Source organism: Massilia agilis, from assembly GCF_024756255.1.
Classification (GTDB): Bacteria; Pseudomonadota; Gammaproteobacteria; order Burkholderiales; family Burkholderiaceae_D; genus Telluria; species Telluria agilis.
This window is the reverse complement of record NZ_JANUHB010000002.1, coordinates 75,685-97,374: the sequence shown is the minus strand read 5'-3', so window position 1 is coordinate 97,374 and position 21,690 is coordinate 75,685. Positions and strand designations below refer to the sequence as shown.

23 protein-coding genes are annotated in these 21,690 nt (G+C 66.5%); 8 read left to right on the top strand and 15 right to left on the bottom strand.

Annotation, left to right across the window (positions count from 1 at the left end):
• Positions 1-197 precede the first annotated feature (197 nt).
• Positions 198-2,336 (top strand): prolyl oligopeptidase family serine peptidase, encoded by a 2,139-nt coding sequence (locus NX774_RS07365; RefSeq protein WP_258821535.1) that lies wholly within the window; start codon positions 198-200, stop codon positions 2,334-2,336.
• A gap of 139 nt (positions 2,337-2,475) precedes the next feature.
• Here the strand turns inward: NX774_RS07365 and NX774_RS07360 are convergent, their stop codons facing one another.
• Positions 2,476-3,051, bottom strand: coding sequence for a helix-turn-helix domain-containing protein (locus NX774_RS07360; protein ID WP_258821534.1), 576 nt, complete (start codon positions 3,049-3,051; stop codon positions 2,476-2,478).
• 198 nt (positions 3,052-3,249) lie between these two features.
• Here NX774_RS07360 and NX774_RS07355 point away from each other — a divergent pair, with 198 nt between their 5' ends.
• The 6 genes from NX774_RS07355 (at position 3,250) to moaD (ending at position 10,035) form a co-directional block, all read left to right on the top strand.
• Complete coding sequence (locus NX774_RS07355; protein ID WP_258821533.1) at positions 3,250-4,452, top strand: glycine C-acetyltransferase; 1,203 nt, start codon at positions 3,250-3,252, stop codon at positions 4,450-4,452.
• Positions 4,453-4,474: 22 nt separating this feature from the next.
• Entirely contained in the window at positions 4,475-5,437 is a 963-nt protein-coding gene (locus NX774_RS07350) for an NAD-dependent epimerase/dehydratase family protein (RefSeq protein WP_258821532.1), read from the top strand.
• A 75-nt stretch (positions 5,438-5,512) separates the two neighbouring features.
• Positions 5,513-6,907, top strand: a complete 1,395-nt coding sequence (locus NX774_RS07345) for an L-serine ammonia-lyase (protein WP_258821531.1) — start codon at positions 5,513-5,515, stop codon at positions 6,905-6,907.
• A 149-nt stretch (positions 6,908-7,056) separates the two neighbouring features.
• Positions 7,057-8,532, top strand: coding sequence for a threonine synthase (gene thrC / locus NX774_RS07340; RefSeq protein ID WP_258821530.1), 1,476 nt, complete (start codon positions 7,057-7,059; stop codon positions 8,530-8,532).
• A gap of 29 nt (positions 8,533-8,561) precedes the next feature.
• Entirely contained in the window at positions 8,562-9,770 is a 1,209-nt protein-coding gene (locus NX774_RS07335; RefSeq protein ID WP_370660426.1) for a molybdopterin molybdotransferase MoeA, read from the top strand.
• 7 nt (positions 9,771-9,777) lie between these two features.
• Complete coding sequence (gene moaD / locus NX774_RS07330; protein ID WP_258821528.1) at positions 9,778-10,035, top strand: molybdopterin converting factor subunit 1; 258 nt, start codon at positions 9,778-9,780, stop codon at positions 10,033-10,035.
• Between the two features lie 2 nt (positions 10,036-10,037).
• Here moaD and NX774_RS07325 read toward each other — a convergent pair whose 3' ends face one another.
• Genes NX774_RS07325 through dctP form a run of 10 tightly spaced genes read right to left on the bottom strand, consistent with a single transcriptional unit; the run spans position 10,038 to position 18,960 of the window.
• Complete coding sequence (locus tag NX774_RS07325; protein ID WP_258821527.1) at positions 10,038-10,937, bottom strand: ACP S-malonyltransferase; 900 nt, start codon at positions 10,935-10,937, stop codon at positions 10,038-10,040.
• Complete coding sequence (gene mdcB / locus NX774_RS07320) at positions 10,934-11,824, bottom strand: triphosphoribosyl-dephospho-CoA synthase MdcB (protein ID WP_258822717.1); 891 nt, start codon at positions 11,822-11,824, stop codon at positions 10,934-10,936. The genes NX774_RS07325 and mdcB overlap by 4 nt, the downstream gene beginning before the upstream one ends.
• The gene (mdcG, locus tag NX774_RS07315; protein WP_258821526.1) at positions 11,824-12,465 is read right to left on the bottom strand and encodes a malonate decarboxylase holo-[acyl-carrier-protein] synthase; all 642 of its coding nucleotides are present in this window, start codon (positions 12,463-12,465) and stop codon (positions 11,824-11,826) included. The genes mdcB and mdcG overlap by 1 nt, the downstream gene beginning before the upstream one ends.
• Positions 12,449-13,165 carry a biotin-independent malonate decarboxylase subunit gamma gene (locus tag NX774_RS07310; protein WP_258821525.1) on the bottom strand — a complete coding sequence of 239 codons (717 nt, stop codon included), beginning with the start codon at positions 13,163-13,165 and terminating at the stop codon, positions 12,449-12,451. The genes mdcG and NX774_RS07310 overlap by 17 nt, the downstream gene beginning before the upstream one ends.
• Complete coding sequence (locus tag NX774_RS07305) at positions 13,165-14,061, bottom strand: biotin-independent malonate decarboxylase subunit beta (protein ID WP_258821524.1); 897 nt, start codon at positions 14,059-14,061, stop codon at positions 13,165-13,167. Before NX774_RS07305 ends, NX774_RS07310 begins: the two co-directional genes overlap by 1 nt.
• Entirely contained in the window at positions 14,058-14,372 is a 315-nt protein-coding gene (mdcC, locus tag NX774_RS07300; protein ID WP_258821523.1) for a malonate decarboxylase acyl carrier protein, read from the bottom strand. Before mdcC ends, NX774_RS07305 begins: the two co-directional genes overlap by 4 nt.
• Before the next feature lie 7 nt (positions 14,373-14,379).
• The gene (gene mdcA, locus NX774_RS07295) at positions 14,380-16,047 is read right to left on the bottom strand and encodes a malonate decarboxylase subunit alpha (RefSeq protein ID WP_258822716.1); all 1,668 of its coding nucleotides are present in this window, start codon (positions 16,045-16,047) and stop codon (positions 14,380-14,382) included.
• Entirely contained in the window at positions 16,047-17,396 is a 1,350-nt protein-coding gene (locus NX774_RS07290) for a TRAP transporter large permease (RefSeq protein ID WP_258821522.1), read from the bottom strand. The genes mdcA and NX774_RS07290 overlap by 1 nt, the downstream gene beginning before the upstream one ends.
• Complete coding sequence (locus tag NX774_RS07285) at positions 17,393-17,947, bottom strand: TRAP transporter small permease (RefSeq protein ID WP_258821521.1); 555 nt, start codon at positions 17,945-17,947, stop codon at positions 17,393-17,395. Before NX774_RS07285 ends, NX774_RS07290 begins: the two co-directional genes overlap by 4 nt.
• Positions 17,944-18,960 carry a TRAP transporter substrate-binding protein DctP gene (dctP, locus tag NX774_RS07280; RefSeq protein WP_258821520.1) on the bottom strand — a complete coding sequence of 339 codons (1,017 nt, stop codon included), beginning with the start codon at positions 18,958-18,960 and terminating at the stop codon, positions 17,944-17,946. The genes NX774_RS07285 and dctP overlap by 4 nt, the downstream gene beginning before the upstream one ends.
• 171 nt (positions 18,961-19,131) lie before the next feature.
• On the opposite strand from dctP, the gene NX774_RS07275 reads away from it, so the two are divergent.
• The gene (locus NX774_RS07275) at positions 19,132-19,785 is read left to right on the top strand and encodes a GntR family transcriptional regulator (RefSeq protein ID WP_258821519.1); all 654 of its coding nucleotides are present in this window, start codon (positions 19,132-19,134) and stop codon (positions 19,783-19,785) included.
• A 115-nt stretch (positions 19,786-19,900) separates the two neighbouring features.
• Here NX774_RS07275 and NX774_RS07270 read toward each other — a convergent pair whose 3' ends face one another.
• From NX774_RS07270 to NX774_RS07255, 4 genes are read right to left on the bottom strand one after another with little or no spacing between them, the layout of a single operon-like run.
• On the bottom strand, positions 19,901-20,125 hold the full coding sequence (locus tag NX774_RS07270; protein WP_258821518.1) for a hypothetical protein: 225 nt from the start codon (positions 20,123-20,125) through the stop codon (positions 19,901-19,903).
• Positions 20,126-20,127: 2 nt separating this feature from the next.
• Positions 20,128-21,060: an alpha/beta fold hydrolase gene (locus NX774_RS07265; protein WP_258821517.1), complete on the bottom strand. Its 933-nt coding sequence runs from the start codon at positions 21,058-21,060 to the stop codon at positions 20,128-20,130.
• Positions 21,057-21,260: a helix-turn-helix transcriptional regulator gene (locus NX774_RS07260; protein WP_258821516.1), complete on the bottom strand. Its 204-nt coding sequence runs from the start codon at positions 21,258-21,260 to the stop codon at positions 21,057-21,059. Before NX774_RS07260 ends, NX774_RS07265 begins: the two co-directional genes overlap by 4 nt.
• Complete coding sequence (locus NX774_RS07255) at positions 21,257-21,646, bottom strand: hypothetical protein (protein WP_258821515.1); 390 nt, start codon at positions 21,644-21,646, stop codon at positions 21,257-21,259. Before NX774_RS07255 ends, NX774_RS07260 begins: the two co-directional genes overlap by 4 nt.
• Between the last annotated feature and the right edge of the window lie 44 nt (positions 21,647-21,690).

Below are 21,690 nucleotides of genomic sequence, written 5' to 3'. Positions count from 1 at the left end.
CTGCCTGCGGGTCCAACTGGTGCTTGCGCCATGTGCGGCTATTCATTCTGCCGCTGAACGCGTGGGCAGGAGAACCTGCCCACCCTACAAAAACAGAACCGTCGCGTGCCTTCCCGGGCGCAATGTTCGAGCGCTCCAATTCGCGCTATCATGCCCTCCGGCATCGCCCCGTTCAACGCCTCAAGAAAGAGAACAACATGCACCTGAGACACGCACCCGTCGTCGCCGGCCTGATCGCGGCCGTCGGCGCCGGCGCCACCACTGCGCAAACCTGCCCGCAGTACGGCGCGCCGCTGACCTACCCGGTCACGAAGAAAGTCGACCAGACGGACAACTACCACGGCACCACCGTCGCCGATCCCTACCGCTGGCTGGAAGACGCGAACAGCGCCGAGACCCACGCCTGGGTCGAGGCCGAGAACAAGGTCACGCAAGCGTATCTGGCGCAGATCCCGCAGCGCGACGCGATCCGCCGCCGCCTGACCGAGCTGTGGAACTTCGAGCGCTACTCGGTGCCGCAGCGCGAGGGTGGCCGCTATTTCTACAGCCGCAACGACGGCCTGCAGAACCAGTCGGTGCTGTACACCATGCAGTCGCTCACCGACACCCCGCGCATGTTGCTCGATCCGAACACGCTGGCGGCCGACGGCACCGTGGCCCTGTCCGGCGCCGAGGTGAGCCCGGACGGCAAGCTGCTCGCCTACGGCACCGCCGCCTCGGGCTCGGACTGGAACGAGTGGAAGGTGCGCGACATCGCCACCGGCAAGGACCTGGCGGACCACATCAAGTGGGTCAAGTTCTCGAACACCGCGTGGACGCACGACGGCAAGGGCTTCTTCTACAGCCGCTATGACGAGCCGAAGGAAGCGACCAAGCTGGCCGACGTGAACTACTTCCAGAAGCTGTACTACCACCGCATCGGCACCACGCAGGACGCCGACCAGCTGGTGTACGACCGCCCGGACCAGAAGGAATGGGGTTTCGGCGCGCACACCACCGACGACGGCCGCTACCTGCTGATCACGGCGACCAAGGGCACCGCCCACAAGTACCGCATCTTCTACAAGGACCTGGGCCGCGCAGGCGCCAAGGTCGAGCCGCTGATCGACAACTTCGACGCCGCCTACGAATTCATCGACAACGTTGGTCCGGTGTTCTACTTCGTCACCGACCGCAACGCGCCGCGCCAGCGCATCGTCGCGATCGACACCCGCAAGCCGCAGGAAGCGCACTGGCAGCAAGTCCTGCCGGAGAGCGAAGACACGCTGGTGTCGGCCCACATGATCAACAACCAGCTCGTCGTCGAATATCTGAAGGACGCACGCAGCGTGGTCAAGGTGGTGGACCTGAAGGGCAAGCTGGTGCGCGAAATCGCACTGCCGGGCATCGGCTCGGCAGCAGGCTTCACCGGCAAGCGCGGCGACAGCGAGACCTTTTACTCGTTCACCGGCTTCACCACCCCGACCACTATCTATCGCCTTGACATGAAGAGCGGGAAGAGCAGCGTGTTCCGCCAGCCGAAGGTGCAGTTCAACCCGGACGACTACGAAACGCGCCAGGTGTTCTACACCAGCCGCGACGGCACCCGCGTGCCGATGTTCCTCGTCTCGAAGAAGGGGCTCAAGCAGGACGGCAGCAACCCGACCTACCTGTACGGCTACGGCGGCTTCAACATCTCGCTCACGCCCGCCTTCTCGCCGGCCAACCTGGCCTGGATGGAGATGGGCGGTGTGTACGCCGTGCCCAATTTGCGCGGCGGCGGCGAATACGGCGAAGCCTGGCACGAGGCGGGCACCAAGCTGAAAAAGCAGAACGTGTTCGACGACTTCATCGGCGCGGCGCAGTGGCTGGTCGACCACAAGGTCACCTCGCCAGCCAAGCTTGCGATCGGCGGCGGCAGCAACGGCGGCCTGCTGGTGGGCGCGGCGATGACCCAGCGCCCGGACCTGTTCCGCGCGGCGATCCCGATGGTGGGCGTGATGGACATGCTGCGCTTCCACAAGTTCACGATCGGCTGGGCCTGGACTTCGGACTACGGCTCGTCCGAGAACCCGGAAGAATTCAAGGCGCTGGTAAAGTACTCGCCGCTGCACAACCTCAAGCCGGGGACCTGCTACCCAGCGACGATGGTGACGACGGCGGACCATGACGACCGCGTGGTGCCGGCGCACAGCTTCAAGTTTGCCGCCACCCTGCAGGCTGCGCAGGCGGGCAGCGCGCCGGTCATCATCCGTATTGATACCAAGGCTGGCCACGGCGCCGGCAAGCCGACCACCAAGCTGATCGACGAGGTGGCCGACCGCTGGGGCTTCCTGGCCAAGAACCTCGGTATGTAATGAAAGGTAGGGTGGGAGCTCGTTCAGCTGGCCACTGGCCAGCTTCACCCCCCCGCGTTCAACGGCAGTGTGGCAAGTCCGCGGCCGTCTTTAAGCTGATTGGACGCGTGGGCGGGAAACCCGCCCACCCTACATTGCGTTAGCGGTGCACCACCACCAGCAGCGCCTTCGCCTCGGTCTTGCCCGCATTGCGCACCGCATGGTTCTGGTCCGCCGGATAGCGCGCGGTGCCGCCCGACTTCACCTTGCGGGTGCTCGAGCCCACCTCGACTTCCAGCGTCCCATGCAGCACCGTCAGGTGCTCGCTGGTGCCCGGGTCGTGGGCTTGCGAAGCCAGTTCGCCGCCCGGGGCCAGCGTCAACTCATACCACTCGTACTTACCCGCCAGTTCCATCGGCCCCAGGATACGCAGCGCATAACCGGCGTGATTGCCGGGCAGGGTAGGCGTCTCGTGCGCCTCCACCACGCGGATCGTTTCCACGTCGCGCGGCTCGGATGACAGCAGTTCGCCGATCGCCACCCCCAGCGCATTGGCCAGGCGCCAGGTGATCGCGATGGTCGGGTTGGCCTTTTCGCGCTCGATTTGCGACAGCATCGACTTGGACACGCCGGCGATGCGCGACAGGTCCTCCAGCGTCAGTCCGCGCGCCAGGCGCAGGCGCTGCAGGGTGGCCCCGACTTCTGGTGGCGCATTGGTGGTAACAGTTGTTTTCATTGGCTACAACGAAAGGTGATATCTGATAGCCTGAGGAACTTGCCAAGTTCAACAGGCGGGCGTAAGATTCATTATATTGAATTTGCGTTCGACATAACGGAACGCGAACAGCAAGCCGAACTGCTGCAGGGTTCGGCAAACGGTACAGCATAGTACAACTGCCGGTCAAGCCGGCTTCCACGGACAAGGGAGATAGAGATGAGCGATCAAGCGTTCTACCAGCAGCTGCAGCAGAACCTGGCCAGCCTGCGCGAGCAGGGCCTGTTCAAGCCGGAGCGCGTGCTCGCCTCGCGCCAGGGCGCGCAGGTGGTGTCGGAGGACGGCCGCACGCTCATCAACATGTGCGCCAATAACTACCTGGGCCTGTCGGGCGACCCCGAGACCGCGAAAGCCGCCGCTGCCGCGCTGGACAAGTACGGCTATGGCCTGTCGTCGGTGCGTTTCATCTGCGGTACCCAGACCGTGCACAAGGAGCTGGAGCGCGCGCTGTCGAACTTCCTCGGCACCGAAGACACGATCCTGTACGCCGCCGCGTTCGACGCCAACGGCGGCGTGTTCGAGCCGCTGTTCGACGAGAACGACGCGATCATTTCGGACGCGCTGAACCACGCCTCGCTCATCGACGGTATCCGCCTGTGCAAGGCCGCGCGCTACCGCTACGCCAACAACGACATGGCCGACCTGGAAAAGCAGCTGCAGGCCGCAACCGAAGCGGGCAAGCGCCACAAGGTGATCGTTACCGACGGCGTGTTCTCCATGGACGGCACCATCGCCCAGCTGGACAAGATCGTCGAGCTGGCCGAGAAATACGGTGCGCTGACCCTGGTGGACGACTCGCACGCGTCGGGCTTCATGGGCAAGACCGGTCGCGGCACGCACGAGCACTGCGGGGTGATGGGCCGCATCGACATCATCACCGGCACGCTGGGCAAGGCGCTGGGCGGCGCCATGGGCGGCTTCACCTCGGGCCGCAAGGAAGTGATCGAGACGCTGCGCCAGAAGTCGCGCCCCTACCTGTTCTCCAACACGCTGGCCCCGATGATCGCCGGTGCTTCTCTCTCGGTGCTGGAGCGTATCAGCAAATCCACCGAGCTGCGCGACCGCCTGCACGAGAACACCGCCTACTTCCGCAAGGAGATCGAGCGCATCGGCTTCACCATCAAGCCGGGCACGCACCCGGTGGTGCCGGTGATGCTGTTCGATGCCCCGGTGGCGCAAAAATTCGCCGCGCGCATGTTCGAACTGGGCGTGCTGCTGTCTGGCTTCTTCTACCCGGTGGTGCCGATGGGCCAGGCGCGCGTGCGCGTGCAGCTCTCGGCCGCGCACACCCGCGAACAGCTCGACACCGTGCTCAAGGCCTTCGAGCAGGCTGGCCGCGAGCTGGGCATCATCAAACAATAAAACGATTTACACGACAAAGCACATGGAACGCATCCTCATCATCGGCGCCAACGGCCAGATCGGTAGCGAGCTCGTCACCGCGCTGGCGGACAAGCACGGCGCCGACAACGTGATCGCCGCCGACATCGGCCTTGAAAACCGCTTCGGCGCCCAACGCTACGTGCAGCTGGACGTGCTGGACAAGGCGCGCCTGGCCGCACTCGTCGCTGCCGAAGGCATCACCCAGGTGTACCAGCTGGCCGCGCTGCTGTCGGCCACCGGCGAAAAAGCGCCGCTCAAGGCCTGGACGCTCAACATGGATGGCCTGCTCAACATCCTCGAGATCGCGCGCGAGCGCGGCGAGGCCGGCAAGCCGCTGAAGGTGTTCTGGCCGTCCTCGATCGCTGCCTTCGGCCCCAACACCCCGAACGAGGGCACCCCGCAGTACACGATCATGGACCCGACCACGATCTACGGCATCAGCAAGCTGGCCGGCGAGCGCCTGTGCGAGTACTATCACACCAAGTACGGCGTGGACGTGCGCAGCATCCGCTACCCGGGCATCATCAGCTTCAAGTCGCCCCCGGGCGGCGGCACCACCGACTACGCCATCGCGATCTTCCATGCGGCGCTGCGCGGCCAGACCTACGAGTGCTTCCTTGGCCCGGAGACCACGCTGCCGATGATCTACATGCCGGACGCGATCCGCGCCACGGTGGAGCTGATGGAAGCGCCGGCCGACAAGGTGAAGATCCGCTCGTCGTACAATGTGGCCGGGGTGTCGTTCAATCCGCGCGAGCTGGCTTCGGCGATCGCGCGTGCGCTCCCCGACTTCAAGATCGCGTACAAGCCCGACAGCCGCCAGGCGATTGCCGATACCTGGCCGCGCAGCCTGGACGACAGCCGTGCGACCGCCGACTGGGGCTGGAAGGCCCGCATCGGCGTCGAGGAAATGGTCGCCGACATGCTCAAGAATATCGACGTCAGCGTCAGCGAAGCTGCGTAAGACGGCAAAGCCGCACAGACGGCAAGGGCCCGCATAGCGACGGGCCAACCATAAAACAAATCATGGAGACAGCTCATGGACATGAGCGTATTTGACCTGTTCAAGATCGGGATCGGGCCATCGAGCTCGCACACCGTGGGGCCGATGGTCGCTGCGCGCCGCTTCCTCGTCGAGGCCGGGCCGCTCGACACGGTGGTCGCGGTCGAGGCGCACCTGTATGGCTCGCTCGCGCTCACCGGCGTCGGCCACGCGACCGACAAGGCCGTGATCCTCGGCCTGATGGGCGAAACCCCGCAGTCTGTCGATCCCGATACCGTCGAGGACAAGCTCGCCGAGGCGGAGCTTGACGGCCAGCTCAAGCTGCTGGGCGTGAAGGACGTGCCGTTCACGGCGCGCTCCAATCTCATCTGGCACAAGACCGAGACCCTGCCGGAGCACCCGAACGGCATGCGCTTCGTGCTGCGCTTCGGCGACGGCCATGCGGTCGAAAAGACCTACTATTCGGTCGGCGGCGGCTTCATCACCGCGGCTGGTGAAACCCAGGCCGCACCGCAGCAGGCCGGGCGGGAGCAGGTGCCGTACCCGTTCGATACCATGACCCAGCTGCTCGCGCATGGCAAGCAGCACGGCCTGTCGATCCCGCGTATGCTGCGCGCCAACGAGTGTGCGCGCATGGGCGAACAAGACCTGGACGCGGGCCTGGACCGCATCTGGCAGGTGATGCGCGACTGTATCGCCCACGGGCTAGTCACGCACGGCCAGCTGCCGGGCGGCCTGAACGTGCGGCGCCGCGCCGCCGCGTTGTGGAAGCAGGAGCAGGACGCCGCCGCATCGGGCGTGCACCGCAACGAGCTGCCGCATGACGCGCTCAACCACGTGAGCCTGTTCGCGATGGCCGTCAACGAGGAAAACGCGGCCGGCGGCCGTGTCGTCACCGCCCCGACCAACGGCGCAGCCGGGATCATTCCGGCCGTGCTGCGCTACTACGCGCAGGACTGCCGCCCGAGCGACCCGAATTGCGGCATCCGCGACTTCCTGCTCACCTCGGCCGCCATCGGCATGCTCTGCAAGCGCAACGCCTCGATCTCGGGCGCCGAGATCGGCTGCCAGGGCGAGGTCGGCGTGGCCTGCGCCATGGCCGCCGCAGGCCTGGTCGCCGCGCTGGGCGGCACCAACGAGCAGATCGAGAATGCGGCGGAAATCGGCATCGAGCACCACCTTGGCATGACCTGCGACCCGATCGGCGGGCTGGTGCAGATCCCCTGCATCGAGCGCAACGGCATGGGGGCCATCAAGGCGATCACCGCGGCGTCCCTCGCCCTCAAGGGCGACGGCACCCACTTCGTGAGCCTGGACGATGTCATTGAAACCATGCGCCAGACCGGTTTCGACATGCAGGCCAAGTACAAGGAAACCTCGCTGGGCGGCCTGGCCATCCACGTCGTCACCGTCAACCACGCTGCCTGCTGACCGCCGGCTCATCGTCCCGGCGAGAGCCGGGACCCATGCCCCGCGCGCACAGCGGCGCAGGCACTTCCGCTCCCGAAAACGGCCCAGTGCCGGTCGAAGCACTATAATAACCCTCGACCTGAGCATCCCAACCCGATTTTCGACCCCCTATGCAATACGTCTCGACCCGCGCGACCGCCGAATCGTCCGCCCGCAATCCGAACCACTTTTCCGACATCCTGCTGGGCGGCCTGGCCCCGGACGGCGGCCTGTTCCTCCCCGCCGAATACCCCAGGGTGACCGGCGCCGAGCTGGACGCATGGCGCAAGCTCCCGTACGCCGAGCTGGCGTATGAAATCCTGCGCAAGTTCGCCACCGACATTCCGGACGCAGACCTGAAGGCCCTCACGGCAAAGACCTACACCGCGGACGTGTACCGCAACGCCCGCGCAGGCGACAACCCGGCCGACATCACCCCGCTGCGCGAACTCGAACGCGATGGCGACAAGGTGCTGGTGCTGCAATCGCTGTCGAACGGCCCCACGCTGGCCTTTAAGGACATGGCGATGCAGCTGTTGGGGAACCTGTTCGAATACGCGCTGGCCAAGAATGACGACGAACTGAACATTTTCGGCGCCACCTCGGGCGACACCGGCAGCGCCGCCGAGTACGCGATGCGCGGCAAGCGCGGCATCCGCGTGTTCATGCTCTCGCCGCACAAAAAGATGAGCGCGTTCCAGACCGCGCAGATGTTCAGCCTGCACGACCCGAACATCTTCAACATTGCAGTCGAAGGCGTGTTCGACGACTGCCAGGACATGGTAAAGGCCGTGTCGAACGACCTGTCGTTCAAGGCGCGCCAGAAAATCGGCACCGTCAACTCGATCAACTGGGCGCGTGTGGTGGCCCAGGTGGTGTACTACTTCCGCGGCTACCTCGCGGCCACCACCTCCAACGATCAAAAGGTCTCGTTCACCGTCCCGTCGGGGAACTTCGGCAACATCTGCGCCGGCCACATTGCGCGCATGATGGGGCTGCCCATCGACCAGCTGATCGTCGCCACCAACGAAAACGACGTGCTCGACGAATTCTTCCGCACTGGCCGCTACCGCGTGCGCAAGTCGGCCGAAACCTTCCACACCACCAGCCCGTCGATGGACATCTCCAAGGCGTCCAACTTCGAGCGCTTCGTGTATGACCTGGTGGGCCGCGATCCCGAGCGCGTGCGCGCGCTGTTCCGCAAGGTCGATACCGAAGGCGGCTTCGACCTGTCCGGCGCGCCGGGCAGCGACGGCGACGAGTTCGCCAAGGTGGCCGGCTACGGTTTCGCGTCCGGCAAATCGACGCACGCGGACCGCATTGCAACCATCCGAAACGTCTTTGAAAAGAGCGGGCTGACCATCGACACCCACACCGCCGACGGCGTCAAGGTCGCGCGTGAACACGTGCGCGCCGGCGTGCCGATGATCGTGCTGGAAACGGCACTGGCCGCCAAGTTCAACGAGACCATCGTCGAGGCCCTCGGCCGCAATGCGGACCGGCCGGCCGGCTTCGAGGACATCGAGTCGCTGCCGCAGAAATACGTGGTGATGAAGCCGAACGTCGACGAGATGAAGACCTTCATCGCCGCACACACGGGACTGTAACCATGGCCGAACAACCAGCTCGCAAACCCATGCTGTCCGTGCGCGAGGCGCTCGACTTCCTGCTGTCGGCCGCAAGGCCGGTAGAGGGGATCGAGACCATCCCGACGCTTGAGGCGAACGGGCGCGTGCTGGCGCAGGACCAGGCGTCCACCCTCAACGTGCCGTCCGCCGACAACACGCAGATGGACGGCTACGCGGTGCGGGCGGCCGACTGCGCCAGCGGCAGCGCGCGGCTGCATATCGCCCAGCGCATCCCGGCCGGCCATGTGGGCCAGCCATTGGCCAGCGGCGCGGCAGCGCGCATCTTCACCGGCGCCTTGATTCCGGAGGGCGCGGACGCGGTGGTGATGCAGGAACAGTGCGAGGCAGATGGCGAGCATGTCATCGTCAAGCACGCGCCCAAGCCCGGCGAGTGGATCCGCCGCACTGGCGAGGACATCGTGGCCGGTTCAGTGATCCTGCCGACGGGCACCCGGCTGCGGGCGCAGGAACTCGGGCTGGCCGCGTCGGTGGGGCTGGCGAGCCTGCCAGTTCGCCGGCGCGTGCGGGTGGCGGTGTTTTTCACCGGCGACGAACTGGCGATTCCGGGCGAGCCGCTGGCGCCAGGCGCGATCTACAACTCCAACCGCTTTACCTTGCGCGGCCTGCTGGAGAACTTCGGCTGCGAGATCACCGACTTTGGCATCGTGCCCGACTCGCTCAACGCCACCCGTTCGACCCTGCGCGAGGCCGCGCGCGGCCATGACCTGATCATCACCTCCGGTGGCGTGTCGGTGGGCGAGGAAGACCACATCAAGCCAGCGGTCGAAGCGGAAGGGCGCCTGAACATGTGGCAGATCGCCGTCAAGCCGGGCAAGCCGCTGGCATTCGGCGAGGTGCGGCGCGAGGACGGCGCCGCCTTCTTCCTGGGCCTGCCGGGCAATCCCGTGTCGAGCTTCATCACCTTCCTGCTGTTTGTGCGGCCCTTCCTGCTGCGCCTGCAGGGCGTGAGCGGTCCGGTCGAGCCGCGCACCTATCCGATGCGCGCCGACTTCGACTGGCCCAAGGCAGACCGCCGCAACGAATTCCTGCGTGCCGGGATCAATGCCGAGGGTGGCCTCGACCTGTTCCCCAACCAGGGCTCGGGCGTGCTCACCTCGACCGTGTGGGGTGAGGGCCTGATTGACAATCCGCCGGGGCACCCGATTGCGAAGGGCGAAACCGTGCGTTTTATCCCGTTCGCCGAACTGCAGCACTAGGAGCCACATGAAGATCACTTTGCGTTTTTTTGCCAGTGTGCGCGAAGCACTGGGCGTGTCGCAGGAAGGCGTGGCGCTGCCTGCTGAGGTGTCCACTGTCGGCGCGCTGCGCGATTTCCTGATCGCGCGCGGCGGTGCGTGGGCCGAGGCCTTGTCGCACGAACGCGCGCTGCGCATGGCCTTCAACCAGGTCATGTGCGAGCCCGGCACGCAGTTGCGTGACGGGGCAGAGGTCGCCTTCTTCCCGCCGGTGACCGGCGGCTGAGCTCAGCCGGCCTGGCGTTCGATCCACGCCACGATCCCTTCGATACTCCTGAATTCGGACACCGAGCGGCAGGGCAGGTCGGGGTAGCGCGACCTGAACATGCGCGACAGCGACGCGCCAGGCCCGAGTTCCAGCGCCACCGTGACGCCCGCCTCGACGGCGGCGTCCATGCACGCATCCCAGACAATCGTCTGCGCGAGCTGGCGCGACAGGTGCTCCACCGCCTGCGCCTTGTCTTCGATCCGTGATGCATCGATGCCGGACAGGACCGGGCAAAGCGGCATGCCGAACGGTGCGGCTTGCAGCGTTGCGGCGAAAGGCGCGACGGCGCCAGCCATCAGCGGGGTGTGCGATGCGACCGCCACCGGCAGCAGCTGGCACCGGCCGCCGCGAGCCACGGTCTCGCGCTCAAGTTCCAGTAACGCGGTTCGCCTGCCGCCGACGATGCAGCTGTCCTCGGCAGTGACGATGGCCACTGCGACGCCATGCTGCTCGGCCAGCGCGCGCGCCTGCTGACCCGGGAATGCGCTCACGGCCAGCATGGCCTGGTCCGGGTTCTCTGCTGCGGCCTGGTCCATCAATCCCGCCCGCGCCGCCGCGAGCTCCACCGCTTGGTCCGCTTTGAAGGCCCCCGCGACCGCATAGGTGGCTAGTTCACCGATGCTGTAGCCGGCCGCAAGCGAAGGCTGCGGGATACGGCCGCGCAGCGCTTCCCAGATCGCGAGTGTCGCGGTGACGATCAAGGGCTGGGCCACACGGTTGTCGAACATGTTCGCCTCGGTGTAGGCGGGCGCATGGCGGGCGATAAATTCGGCCGCGCGATCGTCGGCGCGTGCGAGGTCGAACATCGCCGGGCCCTGGCTGCCCTGGCCGGGACAGAGGATGAACAGGCGCGTCGTCATGGGATTGGCTGGGTGGTGACGCTGTGGACCAGGCAGGTTGCGGCCAGCAGGTCAGCTGCACCGCCGGGGGAGATACGGCTTGCCACGAACTCCCGGTGGCACTGCAGCGCTGTCTCCTTCCATGCCGGATGAGCGGTGCCGCCAAGGTCCAGAAAGGTGCGCGCGCGTTCACGCACCAGGGCCGCGCCTTCGCTGCCCGCGCGGTGGAAGACGTTCGTGTCGCTCATGTGCGCCATCAGCGTGAACAGTGTGTCGATCCGCGCGAGGTAGTGGCCGCGCCCGGCCGCAAGTGTGGCGGCCAGCGCGGGCAGGGCGACCTCGAACACGGACGGGAATCCAAGCGCCGCTTCTTCGCGCGCACCGCTTGCGCCATGCAGGGCGGCGGCGCGCAGGCCGTTCGAGGCGGCACCGCAGTCGGCGGTGTGGCCGGCCAACTCCTCGCCCCAGCTCAGCAGGAGCACGGCGCGCAGCGTCGAGGGAGTGAGCCGCATCGATTGCGCGCGTGCTCGTCCGATGGCGGCGCATAGCAATCCTACGCTGAAGATCGCGCCGCGGTGCGTATTGATGTCGCCGGTGGCCTTGAGCATGCGCTTTTCGGCCTCGATGCCGAGCTGCTTGAGCCGCCCGAACGGCGCGCCGTCGATGCCAGCCTGGCAGATCGCGCCAAAGTAGCGGCGCAGCGCGAACATGCTGCGCATGAAGGTGGCGGCGTTCATGTCGGTGTGGCTGCCGTTGTCCACCAGCGACACAAGACCCGGCTTCGGATAAAGGGTCAGCTCGGTGTACAGGCAGCGCACCGCAACGCGCGCGACCTGGGCGCAAAAGCTGCGCTGCCACCAAGGCGCGGCAGGCCAGGCGGCATGGCGGGGCGTTGCGAGGTGGGTCATCATGCCCCCAGCGCCGCAGCCAGCTCGTCGGGCGAGACCAGCCGCACCTCGTCGATGCGCTTTGCCAGTACCTTGCGCCCGCTGCCGCGCGCATCGCGCCACTCCTTCCAGGCCACAGCGGCGCCGCCGGGGAAGACGACTTCGCCGTCCAGCGGCAAGCGCTCTGCCACATGGGACAGCAGTGCGATGCCCGCGTCCAGCGCCACCTGGTCGGCCGGCGCAAACAGGACGTCGATGTCGGAAGAGGGGGTGAGGTAGTCCAGCCCGGTGAAGGCCTGCATCGCCAGCGAACCATACACACGCAGCTGCAGGTCAGGCAGCAGGCCGAGCGCGGCCCGCCACTCGGCTGGCGCGGCGTCGACCGCGCGTAGCAGCGGCAGCGCGCCAGTGCGACGGTCGATCGAGGACAAGCGCAGCTGCAGCCCAACGCGCGGCTTGATGCCGGTCTCGCGGTCAGGCGGCAGCGGAATCCCGGCGCAGACGAATCCGTCTGCCAGGTTGGCATCGTTGCGGCGTACCACGGCCGGCCAGTTTGCACGCCGCCAGCGCTCGATCGGCGCGCGCAGTGGCGCCGGCACTTGCGCCAGCGCCTCGCTCCATCCGTCCGGAGTCAGCCAGACAAGGTCATGACGCGAGTACATCACTACCCGAGATGATTGCATCGGCGACCGGCTTGGCCAGCTTGCGCCCGCCGCGCCACAGGCCGAGGGCGGCACGCTCGTCGGAGCGGTGCTCGGCAGCCATGGCTGTCTCAAGCTGCTCGGCCAGGTCGCCCGACCAGATCTCCTGCACACCGCCCATGCGCAGGTAGTTTTCGGCGCCCGGCGCAAAGACCGGGTTGCTGCCCGCAAGCTCGACGAGGCGCTCTTCCGGCACCTTGGTAATGCGCGCCATTGCGGGCAGCGCCATCACTCGGATCGTCGATTCGGGCAGCGCGTAGCAAGCGTCGGCCATCAGGCCGCTGGTAATGAAACCGCCCGACAGCGCCTGGTCGTACACCAGGCCGATCACCCGGTGCCCGCGGCGGCGCGCGAAGTCCACGCACTTGCCCAGATGCGCCATGTAGCTGTTAATGCCCAACATCTCGTCGCGGTGCCGCAGCCGCTGGCCGACCGTGTCCACCAGCAGCATGATGGCCCGCCCCGGATGCTCGCGCACCGTCTGCAGGATGAAGCGGGCCTGCGCCAGCGCGATCTCCACGCCGATCGGCGCATGCCCGGTCGTGCCGACCACGGCGACCGTTTCGCCGGCCACCTGCGCTGTCCCGCTCAGGAACAGGTCCTGCTCGTTGATCTCGTAACCGCCCGGGAAAAGCTGGTTCGCCAGGGTTTTCCAATCCATCAGTTCACTCCCACCCTGGCGCCGGCGGCCAGTTCAACGAATTCTTGCGCATCCAGCATCGGCACCTGCTCCGGCTTGGCGATGCCGAGCGCGCGCCAGATCTCCATCGGTTCAGACAGCTCGCCAAAGCGCTCCAACCGGTCTGCCAGCATGGCTTGCTCGCGTTCGAGCGCTTCCAGTGTCAGCTCGGCGCTCGCGCTCGCGTAGCGCGCCACCGCCGCAATGGCTGCTGCGCGAAAGGCGTCGGTGTCGTCCGCCACCAGCGCCTGGCAGTCGCCCAGCAGGTAGCGGTGCTTTCCGCCCGTGGTGCGCCACACCAGCGCCCGGTCGCGCGAGTCGAATTCTTCCACGCCGTTGGCGGTCTCGATCACCTCCGGTCCGGACATCGCAAGCCGTCCTTCTTCCGACATGACGACCGTGTTGGTGCAGCGCGCGACGATGCCCATGCCGCCGAAGCAGCCGTTGGCGCCGCCCACGAGAGCAATGACCGGGATGCCGGCGGCACGCGCGTCCAGCACGGCCCGCATCACCTCGGACACCGCGACCAGGCCCGCATTCGCCTCATGCAGGCGCACGCCGCCCGATTCGAGCAGCAGCACCACCGCTGCCGGCCGCTCGGCAATCGCGCGGCGCAACAGGCCGGTGAGCTTGGCGCCGTGGACCTCGCCCACCGCGCCGCCCATGAAGCCGCCTTCCTGCGCGGCCACAAAGACAGGCGTGCCGTCCAGCCGCGCGCGGCCCACCGCCACGCCGTCGTCGAACGCCACCGGCGCGTCGAGCTGGCCAAGGTGCGGGCTCACCACGCGCGCCGCCGGCGGCAGGAATTCCTCGAAACTGGCGTGATCGAACACACGTGCCAGCCGCTCGCGCGCAGTCAGTTCCAGATAGCTGCTCATTGGCTGTCCCCCAGCATGGTCTCGACCGCCTGGTCCATGCGCAGGCTCACCACGGCGGGCGTGGCGCCCATGTCGTTGATGGCGATGCGCGTGTCGGCCAGCTGCCAGCGTTGCTGGAAGTCGGCCATCACCGCTTGCCAGGTCGCGCCAAAGCCAACCGCGGCGGTACTGATGTCGATAACGCAGCCGCCGCCAAGGGGGGCCGATTCGATCAGTACTTCCAGGTTGCCGGAGCTGACGACGCCCACGACGTCTGCCTGTTTCGGCAGCTTGCGCGAGCCGCCTTCAAATCGATACGAAAGCTTTTCCATGATGTCCTTACCAGTTCCTGAAGCGGCGCGGCGGGTCGTACAGCCCGTGCGAGGCGCGCACCAGGTCCTTCATGCTGCGCGCGGCCAGCAGGTCGCGCGTGGCCAGGCGCTTGTCGATGCCCAGGTCTTCGGCGCGGCGGATCACGCCGCGGTCGCGCAGGTTCTCGACCATGCGCTTGTCGCGGCCGATGCCCACCGGCGTGTAGCCCGCCACGCCGCGGATGGCCTGCTCGCGCTCTTCCTCGCTTCGGCACAGCAGCAGGTTGGCGATGCCTTCCTCGGTCAGGATGTGGGTCACGTCGTCGCCATAGATCATCACCGGCGGGATCGCAAAGCCTGCCTGCTCGGCCAGCTCCCACGCATCCAGCTTTTCGACAAACGCGGGCTGCATGTGTTCGCGGAAGGTCTCGACCATCTGCACGACGAGCTTCTGCCCGCGCGGGATGGCGTTGGAACGGCCGCGCGCCTCGCGGCCTGCCTTGAGCCAGCCGGGGCTGGCATGGCGCCGTCCGCGCGCGTCCGCACCCATGTTGGGGGCGCCGCCGAAGCCTGCGATGCGGCCGAGCGTGGCGGTCGAGGAGTTGCCCTGCAAGTCGATCTGCAAGGTGGAGCCGATGAACATGTCGCAAGCATAGTGGCCGGCCGCCTGGCACAGCGCGCGGTTGCTGCGCATGCTGCCGTCCGGGCCCACCGCGAACACGTCGGGCCGCGCGCGGATGTATTCTTCCATCCCCAGTTCGGAGCCGAACGAGTACACCGACTCGACAAAGCCCGATTCGATCGCCGGGATCAGCGCCGGGTGCGGATTCAGCGCCCAGTTGCGGGCGATCTTGCCCTTCAGGCCGAGCGAGGTGGCGTAGGTTGGGAGCAGCAGCTCGATCGCCGCCGTGTCGAAGCCGATGCCGTGGTTGAGCCGCTCGATCTGGTACTCGGCATAGATGCCCTTGATGGCCATCATCGCCATCAGCACCTGGATCTCCGAGATCTGCGCAGGGTCGCGCGTGAACAGGGGCTCGATGTAGTACGGGCGCGGCGACTGCACCACGAAGTCCACCCAGTCCCCCGGGATGTCCACGCGCGGCAGGGTATCGACCACGCGGTTTACCTGCACGATCACGATGCCGTTCTTGAACGTGGTCGCTTCCACGATCGCCGGCGTGTCCTCGGTGTTCGCGCCGGTGTACAGGTTGCCGTTGCGGTCAGCCGCCTCGGCCGCCACCAGCGACACACGCGGCGGCAGGTCCACGAAGTAGCGGCTGAACAGTTCGAGATAGGTGTGGATTGCACCGATGTTCAGCTTGCCGGCGGCAGCCAGCTTGGCCACCCGCGCCGCCTGCGGCCCGGAGAACGAGAAATCCAGCTTCGATGCCACGCCGCGCTCGAACACGTCCAGGTGCTCGGGCAGGGCCAGCACCGACTGCAGCATGTGCAGAGCGCTGATGCGCACCGGGTCCAGCCCGGCCAGCGCCTGCGCCAGGAAGTCGGCCTGTTTCTGGTTGTTCCCTTCCAGGCACACGCGGTCGCCGCATTCGAGCACGCTGTGCAGCAGGTCCTTGATGCGCGCGGCGGGCAGCGCCTTGCCGTTCAGGTCATTGCCCAGCGCCTGGCCGGCGCGGGCCAGTCGCGCGCTGCGGTTCTGCTGCAGCGTGTTCCACACCTTCGGGGTGGCGTTCATCATGCGGCTCCCATCAGCATGTTCGGCAGCGCGGTCGAGATCGACGGGAACACACACAGCAGCACCACGGCCAGCGCCATCAGCACCACGAACGGCAGCACGCCCATGATCACGTCGCGCAGCGGGATGTCGGGCGCGATGTTCTTGATGACGAAGATGTTCAGCCCCACCGGCGGGTGGATCAGGCCCATCTCCATCACGATCGTCATCACGATGCCGAACCAGATCAGGTCGAAGCCGGCAGCCTTCAGCGGCGGCAGGATGATCGGCGCGGTCATCAGGATGATCGACACCGGCGGCAGGAAGAAGCCCAGCACCACCACCATCAGCAGGATCACCGCCAGCAGCACCCAGCGCGACAGGTGCATGTCCACCACGAACTGCGCCGCGGACTGGCTGATGTGCAGGTAGCTCATCACGTACGAATACAGGAGCGACATGCCGATGATCAGCAGCAGCATCGTCGACTCCTTGATCGTCGAGGACAGGATCGGCGACAGGTCTTTTGGCTTCCACACGCGGTACACGATCGCGATCAGCACCAGCGCCAGCAGCGCGCCCAGGCCCGCGGTTTCGGACGGGGTGGCGTAGCCGCCGTACAGCGCGATCATCACGCCGATCAGGAGGGTCACGAAGGGCAGCACGCGCGGCAGCATCTCCACCTTCTGCGACAGCGTGAAGTGTTCTTTATCCAGGTAGGCCGACTGCACGCCACTGCCTTCATAGGCCGCCAGCGCCAGGCCATATTCCTTACGTGCGCGGTACACCGCATAGCCCGCGAACAGCAGCACCAGCAGCATGCCGGGGCCGATCCCGGCCAGGAACAGGCGGCCCAGCGACTGCTCGGCGGCCACTGCATACAAGATCATGGTGATCGACGGCGGCAGCAGAATGCCCAGGGTGCCGCCGGCGGCGATGATGCCGGCCGCGAAACCGGGCGAATAGCCGCGCTTGCGCATTTCGGGAATGCCGGCCGAGCCAATAGCCGAGCAGGTAGCGGGCGAGGAGCCGGCCATGGCCGCGAACAGCGCGCAGGCAAACACGTTGGCGATGCCCAGGCCGCCCGGCACCTTGTGCAGCCAGGCGTGGATGGCCGCGTACAGGTCACGCCCGGCGGGTGACTTGCCGATCGCCGCGCCCTTCAGGATGAACAGCGGGATCGAGAGCAGGGTGATCGACGCCATCTCCTCGTACACGTTCTGGGCGATCGTGTCGAGCGACATGGGCGGCATGAAGAAGTACATGAAACCGGTGGCCACGACGCCGAGCGCGAACGCGATCGGCATCCCGGAAAACATCACCAGCAGGGTGATTGCGCCGTACAGCGCGCCTAGGGTCAAATCGCTCATGCCGTCTTCCCTTTGCCGGTAAAGTGCATCAGTACCTGCAGCAGCAGCTGCAGCGTCAGGATCGTCATGCCGGCTGCCATCATCGAATACGGGATCCACAGCGGCGGGGCGAACGTGGACGACGTGGTCTGGCCGTCCACCCACGCCTCATGGCACAGCGCCCACGCCTTCCAGGCGAAGAAGGCGCAGAACGCCGTTGAGAGCAGGTCCACCACGAACAGCCGCACCACGTTGACCCGGCGCGGCAGCACCGAAGCGAGCGCCTCGATCCCGATGTGCCCGCGCTGCGACTGGACCCAGGCGGTGCAGAAGAACGTCATCCCTACCAGCATGAACACCGATGCCTCGTCCTGCCAGTCGGTCGGCGACTTGAAGAAGTAGCGCGTCGCGACCGAGTAGGTGAGCACCAGCGAGGTGGCGAGGATGGCCAGCATCGACAGCTTCAACAGCAGCCTGTTGAAGCCGTCGAACCAGCCCGACAATACCGCCAGGGCGGTACCGTCGGGCACAGCAGGCGCAGCGGCCTGCTCGAGCTCGAAGCCATGACTCACAGGAGCTTCTCCGCAAGCGACAGCAGTTTGGCGCAGTTGGCGTTGCGCGCGGCGTAGTCCTTCCATGCCGTATTGCGCGCGATGTCCTGCCATTTCTTCAGCGTGGCCGGGTTCAGGTCGGCCACGCGGGCGCCCGCGCGCTGGTACACGGCGGCCACGGCGGCGTCATCGTCCTGCGCGGCCTTGCGCGCAAAGGTTTCGAGCTCGCCGCCCACGGCCATGATGGCGGCCTGCTGGTCCTTCGGCAGGCGGTCGAACACGGCCTTGGACATCATCAGCGGCTCGAACATGAACCAGTATGCGCCGGCGCGGCCGGTGGTCAGCGCCTTGGAGACTTCCTCCAGGCGGAACGAGATCAGCGAAGTGGACGAGGTCAGCGCCGCATCCATCGCGCCGGTCTGCATGCCGGCGTAGATTTCGTTGGAGGGCAGGGTGACGACGGCAGCGCCGGCTTCCTTGAGGATCAGGTCCATCTCGCGCGAGCCGCCGCGCACCTTCAGGCCGCGCGCGTCTTCGGGGTCGATGATCGGCTTGGAGCGCGACGCCACGCCGCCCGCTTGCCAGATCCAGCTGACCACCACGATGCCTTTTTCGGCCAGGATGCGCGCGAGCTCCTTGCCCACTTCGCTGTTCTTCCATGCCATGCCCTGGTCGTACGAGGTCACCAGGCCCGGCATCAGGCCGATGTTCACCTCGGGGACTTCGCCGCCCGCGTACGACAGCGGCACCAGCGACATGTCGAGCGCGCCCTTGCGCATGGCCGAGAACTGGGCGTTCGTCTTCATCAGCGACGAGCCCGGGTAGATCGAGAACTTCAGGGCGCCGCGCGTGCGCTTTTCCACTTCGGCCGCGAACATGCGGCACAGGCGGTCACGGAAATCGCCCTCGGCGACGCTGCCGCCCGGGAACTGGTGCGAGATCTTCAGGTTGGACGACTGCGCCCAAACCGGGTTCATCCAGAGTGGACTGGTGGCGAGCGCGCCCAGCAGGGCCCTGCGTGTCATTACCGACATATACATCCTCCAAGATGTTGAATCAGACTACCCAGGCAGATCGTGCTTCGGTCAAGCCGTATGCATCGTCCGCATTTTGTGTATACAAGAATAAACTCAACAAATACATTGTCAAGCGTTATTTAGCTTCTATAATTACAGCTCATATACAAAAGCTGATAGCAATCTACCATGAAAAGCCGCTCGGAAACATTACGCGATGCGATAGAAGAAATGATCGCGGTAGGCAAGCTGGCCCCGGGCCAGCACCTGGACGAGACCGAACTGGCCAACGCCTTTGGGGTGTCGCGCACGCCCATCCGCGAGACGCTGATCCAGTTGTCGTCGATGGGCCTGGTGGTGATCCGGCCGCGGCGGGGCGCGGTGGTGGCTGAGCTGGGGCCGCAGCAGCTGGTCGAGATGTTCGAAGTGATGTCGGAGCTGGAAGCCGTGTGCGCGCGGCTGGCGGCGCGCCGCATGACCAAGGCCGAGCAGGAAGCGCTGCTGGCCGCGCACGCCGCGTGCAAGCGCGCGGTGGACGACCCCGACGAGTACTACACGCTGAACGAGGCCTTCCACCAGGCGATCTACGCCGGCAGCCACAACCACTTCCTGATCGAGCAGGCGAGAAGCCTGTACCGCCGCCTGCGGCCCTACCGCCGGCTGCAGCTGCGCGTGCGCGACCGCGTCAGCAATTCATACGCCGAGCACGATGCGGTGGTGCAGGCCATCGTCAAGGGCGACGGAGAGCTGGCCGCGCAACTGATGCGCGAGCACGTGATGATCCAGGGGCAGCGCTTTGCGGACCTGATGGCGTCGCTCCCGCAGCTCACTGCGGCTGCCTGACTCTCGTAGGGTGGGCAGGTCTTCCTGCCCACGCGTCCAGCTGGTGCTGGATTCGCGACGGCGCCCGCGCTATCTGAACGCGTGGGCAGAATCTGCCCACCCTACGGGATGCTGTCTATTTGGGCCTTATGGTGTCACAGGCACGGCAGCCCGCGCCGCTTTTGGCCTGGTAGTAGCGCGCGCCGATGAAGATCGCGGCCGAGACGATCGCCCACGCCAGGTTGTTCCTCCAGCCGTCTGCAAACGCCGTGCCGCTGCCGGCATCAACGGCGGACAGGATCGCAAACATCGAGCCCGCGGCAATCAGGTATTGCCCGGCCCAGCGGATAAACTCTTTCATCGTCAGCCTCCCAGTTTGGACAAAAAGGTGCGCAGCGCGTCGAGCAGCTTTGCGGGCTGGTCGAACATGACAAAGTGGCGCGCGGGCGAGATCGACACCACCTCGACCTTCGGCGCCCCGGCCAGCAGCGACTTATAGAACTCAAGCTTGGCCTGCTCGGTGATGCCCACCTGGCTCTGGTCCGCCGCAAAGTAGGGCGAGATCTCCAGGATCGGCGCGCTGATCCGCGACAGGCCAGGGCGCAGATCGAGCGCCAGCGCGTCGGCCACTGCCCGCCGAACGGCCGCCGGATCACTGCGCGAGGTCAGCTCGGCCAGCATGTCGGCGCGCGTCATGTCCAGCACACCCTCGCTGCTCATATACGCTTGCTGGCCGGCGGCAAACTGCTCCTTCGAATACTGACCCTGCGCGCTGCCGGCCTGTGCGAGGGCAGCGGCGCGCTGCTCGGGCGTGTAGCCTTCGGTGCCCGGCAGCACAGGCAAGCCGTCCACTGCCACCACGCCGCCAACGAGCCCTGGGCTGTCCTCGGCCACCGCCAAGGCCAGCATGCCGCCCAGGCTGTGGCCGACCAGCACTGGCTTGTCCAGGGAGCGCGCGACGATCAGTTCGCCCAGCGCCTTGCGCACCGCCGCCAGGTTCGACGGTGCCGCGTCGCGGCCGTCGAAACCGGGCAGGGTCACCACATACACCGCCTGCTGGCCGCTGAACGCGCGCACCACGTCCTGCCACACCCACGCCCCGCTGGCCAGGCCCGGAATGAGCACCAGCGCACGGCCGCCGCTGCCGTGCCGCTCGACCCGCAGCGGCCCAACGTCGAAGCGCTCGGCGGGCGCAATGCGCATTGCGTAGGGGTTGGCCGGTGGCGCCGGCTCCGCTGCGAACGACGGCGCGGCCACGGCCACGGCCAGCGCAAACAAAAGGGATGCCTTGTTCATGCAAGTTCCTCGTCTGGAGTGAAGATCGATTCGATCGGGTGCCCGAACAGCTTCGCGATTGCGAAGGCGAGCGGCAGGCTGGGGTCGTATTTGCCGGTCTCGATGGCGTTCACGGTCTGGCGCGACACCTTCAGCAGGTCGGCCAGGTGCGCCTGGCTCCAGCCCTGGTCGGCGCGCAGCTGGCGGATGGTGTTGTTCATCGGCCCAGCACCTTGCGAGCGAGCTGGGTAATGCCGGTGGCGCCCGCCAGCAGGCACCAGACCGTGAACATCGACAGCTGCGGGTAGCCCGCGGTTTCCAGGAACCCGTAAGTGAAGCTCAGGCCGGCGGTGATCGCCGCGCCGATCGCGATATTTTCCAGCAGGCGGATGCGCAGGTACTCGTCCATCCGCGCCACCTGTCGAACGATCGCCCACAGCATCAGCACGAACCCGGCCATCGGGCTGACCAGGAGCAGGGTACGGGCGGCGCCGTCCGGCATCGGTTTGCCGATGCGCAGTGCGAGCACGATCAGCACGCAGTACACAGCCAGCGAGCCGGCCATCTCGGCATAGTAGGTCCTTGCGATCTTCTTCTCGTAGGTCACAGCGTCTCCCGGATGTAAAGTGAGCTTTACACCATGCTAGACCG

Bases quoted from the DNA above. Each gene is read 5' to 3' on its own strand.
- NX774_RS07365 (WP_258821535.1), top strand. From the start codon at position 198: ATGCACCTGAGACACGCACCCGTCGTCGCCGGCCTGATCGCGGCCGTC.
- NX774_RS07360 (WP_258821534.1), bottom strand. From the start codon at position 3,051: ATGAAAACAACTGTTACCACCAATGCGCCACCAGAAGTCGGGGCCACC.
- NX774_RS07355 (WP_258821533.1), top strand. From the start codon at position 3,250: ATGAGCGATCAAGCGTTCTACCAGCAGCTGCAGCAGAACCTGGCCAGC.
- NX774_RS07350 (WP_258821532.1), top strand. From the start codon at position 4,475: ATGGAACGCATCCTCATCATCGGCGCCAACGGCCAGATCGGTAGCGAG.
- NX774_RS07345 (WP_258821531.1), top strand. From the start codon at position 5,513: ATGGACATGAGCGTATTTGACCTGTTCAAGATCGGGATCGGGCCATCG.
- thrC (WP_258821530.1), top strand. From the start codon at position 7,057: ATGCAATACGTCTCGACCCGCGCGACCGCCGAATCGTCCGCCCGCAAT.
- NX774_RS07335 (WP_370660426.1), top strand. From the start codon at position 8,562: ATGCTGTCCGTGCGCGAGGCGCTCGACTTCCTGCTGTCGGCCGCAAGG.
- moaD (WP_258821528.1), top strand. From the start codon at position 9,778: ATGAAGATCACTTTGCGTTTTTTTGCCAGTGTGCGCGAAGCACTGGGC.
- NX774_RS07325 (WP_258821527.1), bottom strand. From the start codon at position 10,937: ATGACGACGCGCCTGTTCATCCTCTGTCCCGGCCAGGGCAGCCAGGGC.
- mdcB (WP_258822717.1), bottom strand. From the start codon at position 11,824: ATGACCCACCTCGCAACGCCCCGCCATGCCGCCTGGCCTGCCGCGCCT.
- mdcG (WP_258821526.1), bottom strand. From the start codon at position 12,465: ATGTACTCGCGTCATGACCTTGTCTGGCTGACTCCGGACGGATGGAGC.
- NX774_RS07310 (WP_258821525.1), bottom strand. From the start codon at position 13,165: ATGGATTGGAAAACCCTGGCGAACCAGCTTTTCCCGGGCGGTTACGAG.
- NX774_RS07305 (WP_258821524.1), bottom strand. From the start codon at position 14,061: ATGAGCAGCTATCTGGAACTGACTGCGCGCGAGCGGCTGGCACGTGTG.
- mdcC (WP_258821523.1), bottom strand. From the start codon at position 14,372: ATGGAAAAGCTTTCGTATCGATTTGAAGGCGGCTCGCGCAAGCTGCCG.
- mdcA (WP_258822716.1), bottom strand. From the start codon at position 16,047: ATGAACGCCACCCCGAAGGTGTGGAACACGCTGCAGCAGAACCGCAGC.
- NX774_RS07290 (WP_258821522.1), bottom strand. From the start codon at position 17,396: ATGAGCGATTTGACCCTAGGCGCGCTGTACGGCGCAATCACCCTGCTG.
- dctP (WP_258821520.1), bottom strand. From the start codon at position 18,960: ATGTCGGTAATGACACGCAGGGCCCTGCTGGGCGCGCTCGCCACCAGT.
- NX774_RS07275 (WP_258821519.1), top strand. From the start codon at position 19,132: ATGAAAAGCCGCTCGGAAACATTACGCGATGCGATAGAAGAAATGATC.
- NX774_RS07270 (WP_258821518.1), bottom strand. From the start codon at position 20,125: ATGAAAGAGTTTATCCGCTGGGCCGGGCAATACCTGATTGCCGCGGGC.
- NX774_RS07265 (WP_258821517.1), bottom strand. From the start codon at position 21,060: ATGAACAAGGCATCCCTTTTGTTTGCGCTGGCCGTGGCCGTGGCCGCG.
- NX774_RS07260 (WP_258821516.1), bottom strand. From the start codon at position 21,260: ATGAACAACACCATCCGCCAGCTGCGCGCCGACCAGGGCTGGAGCCAG.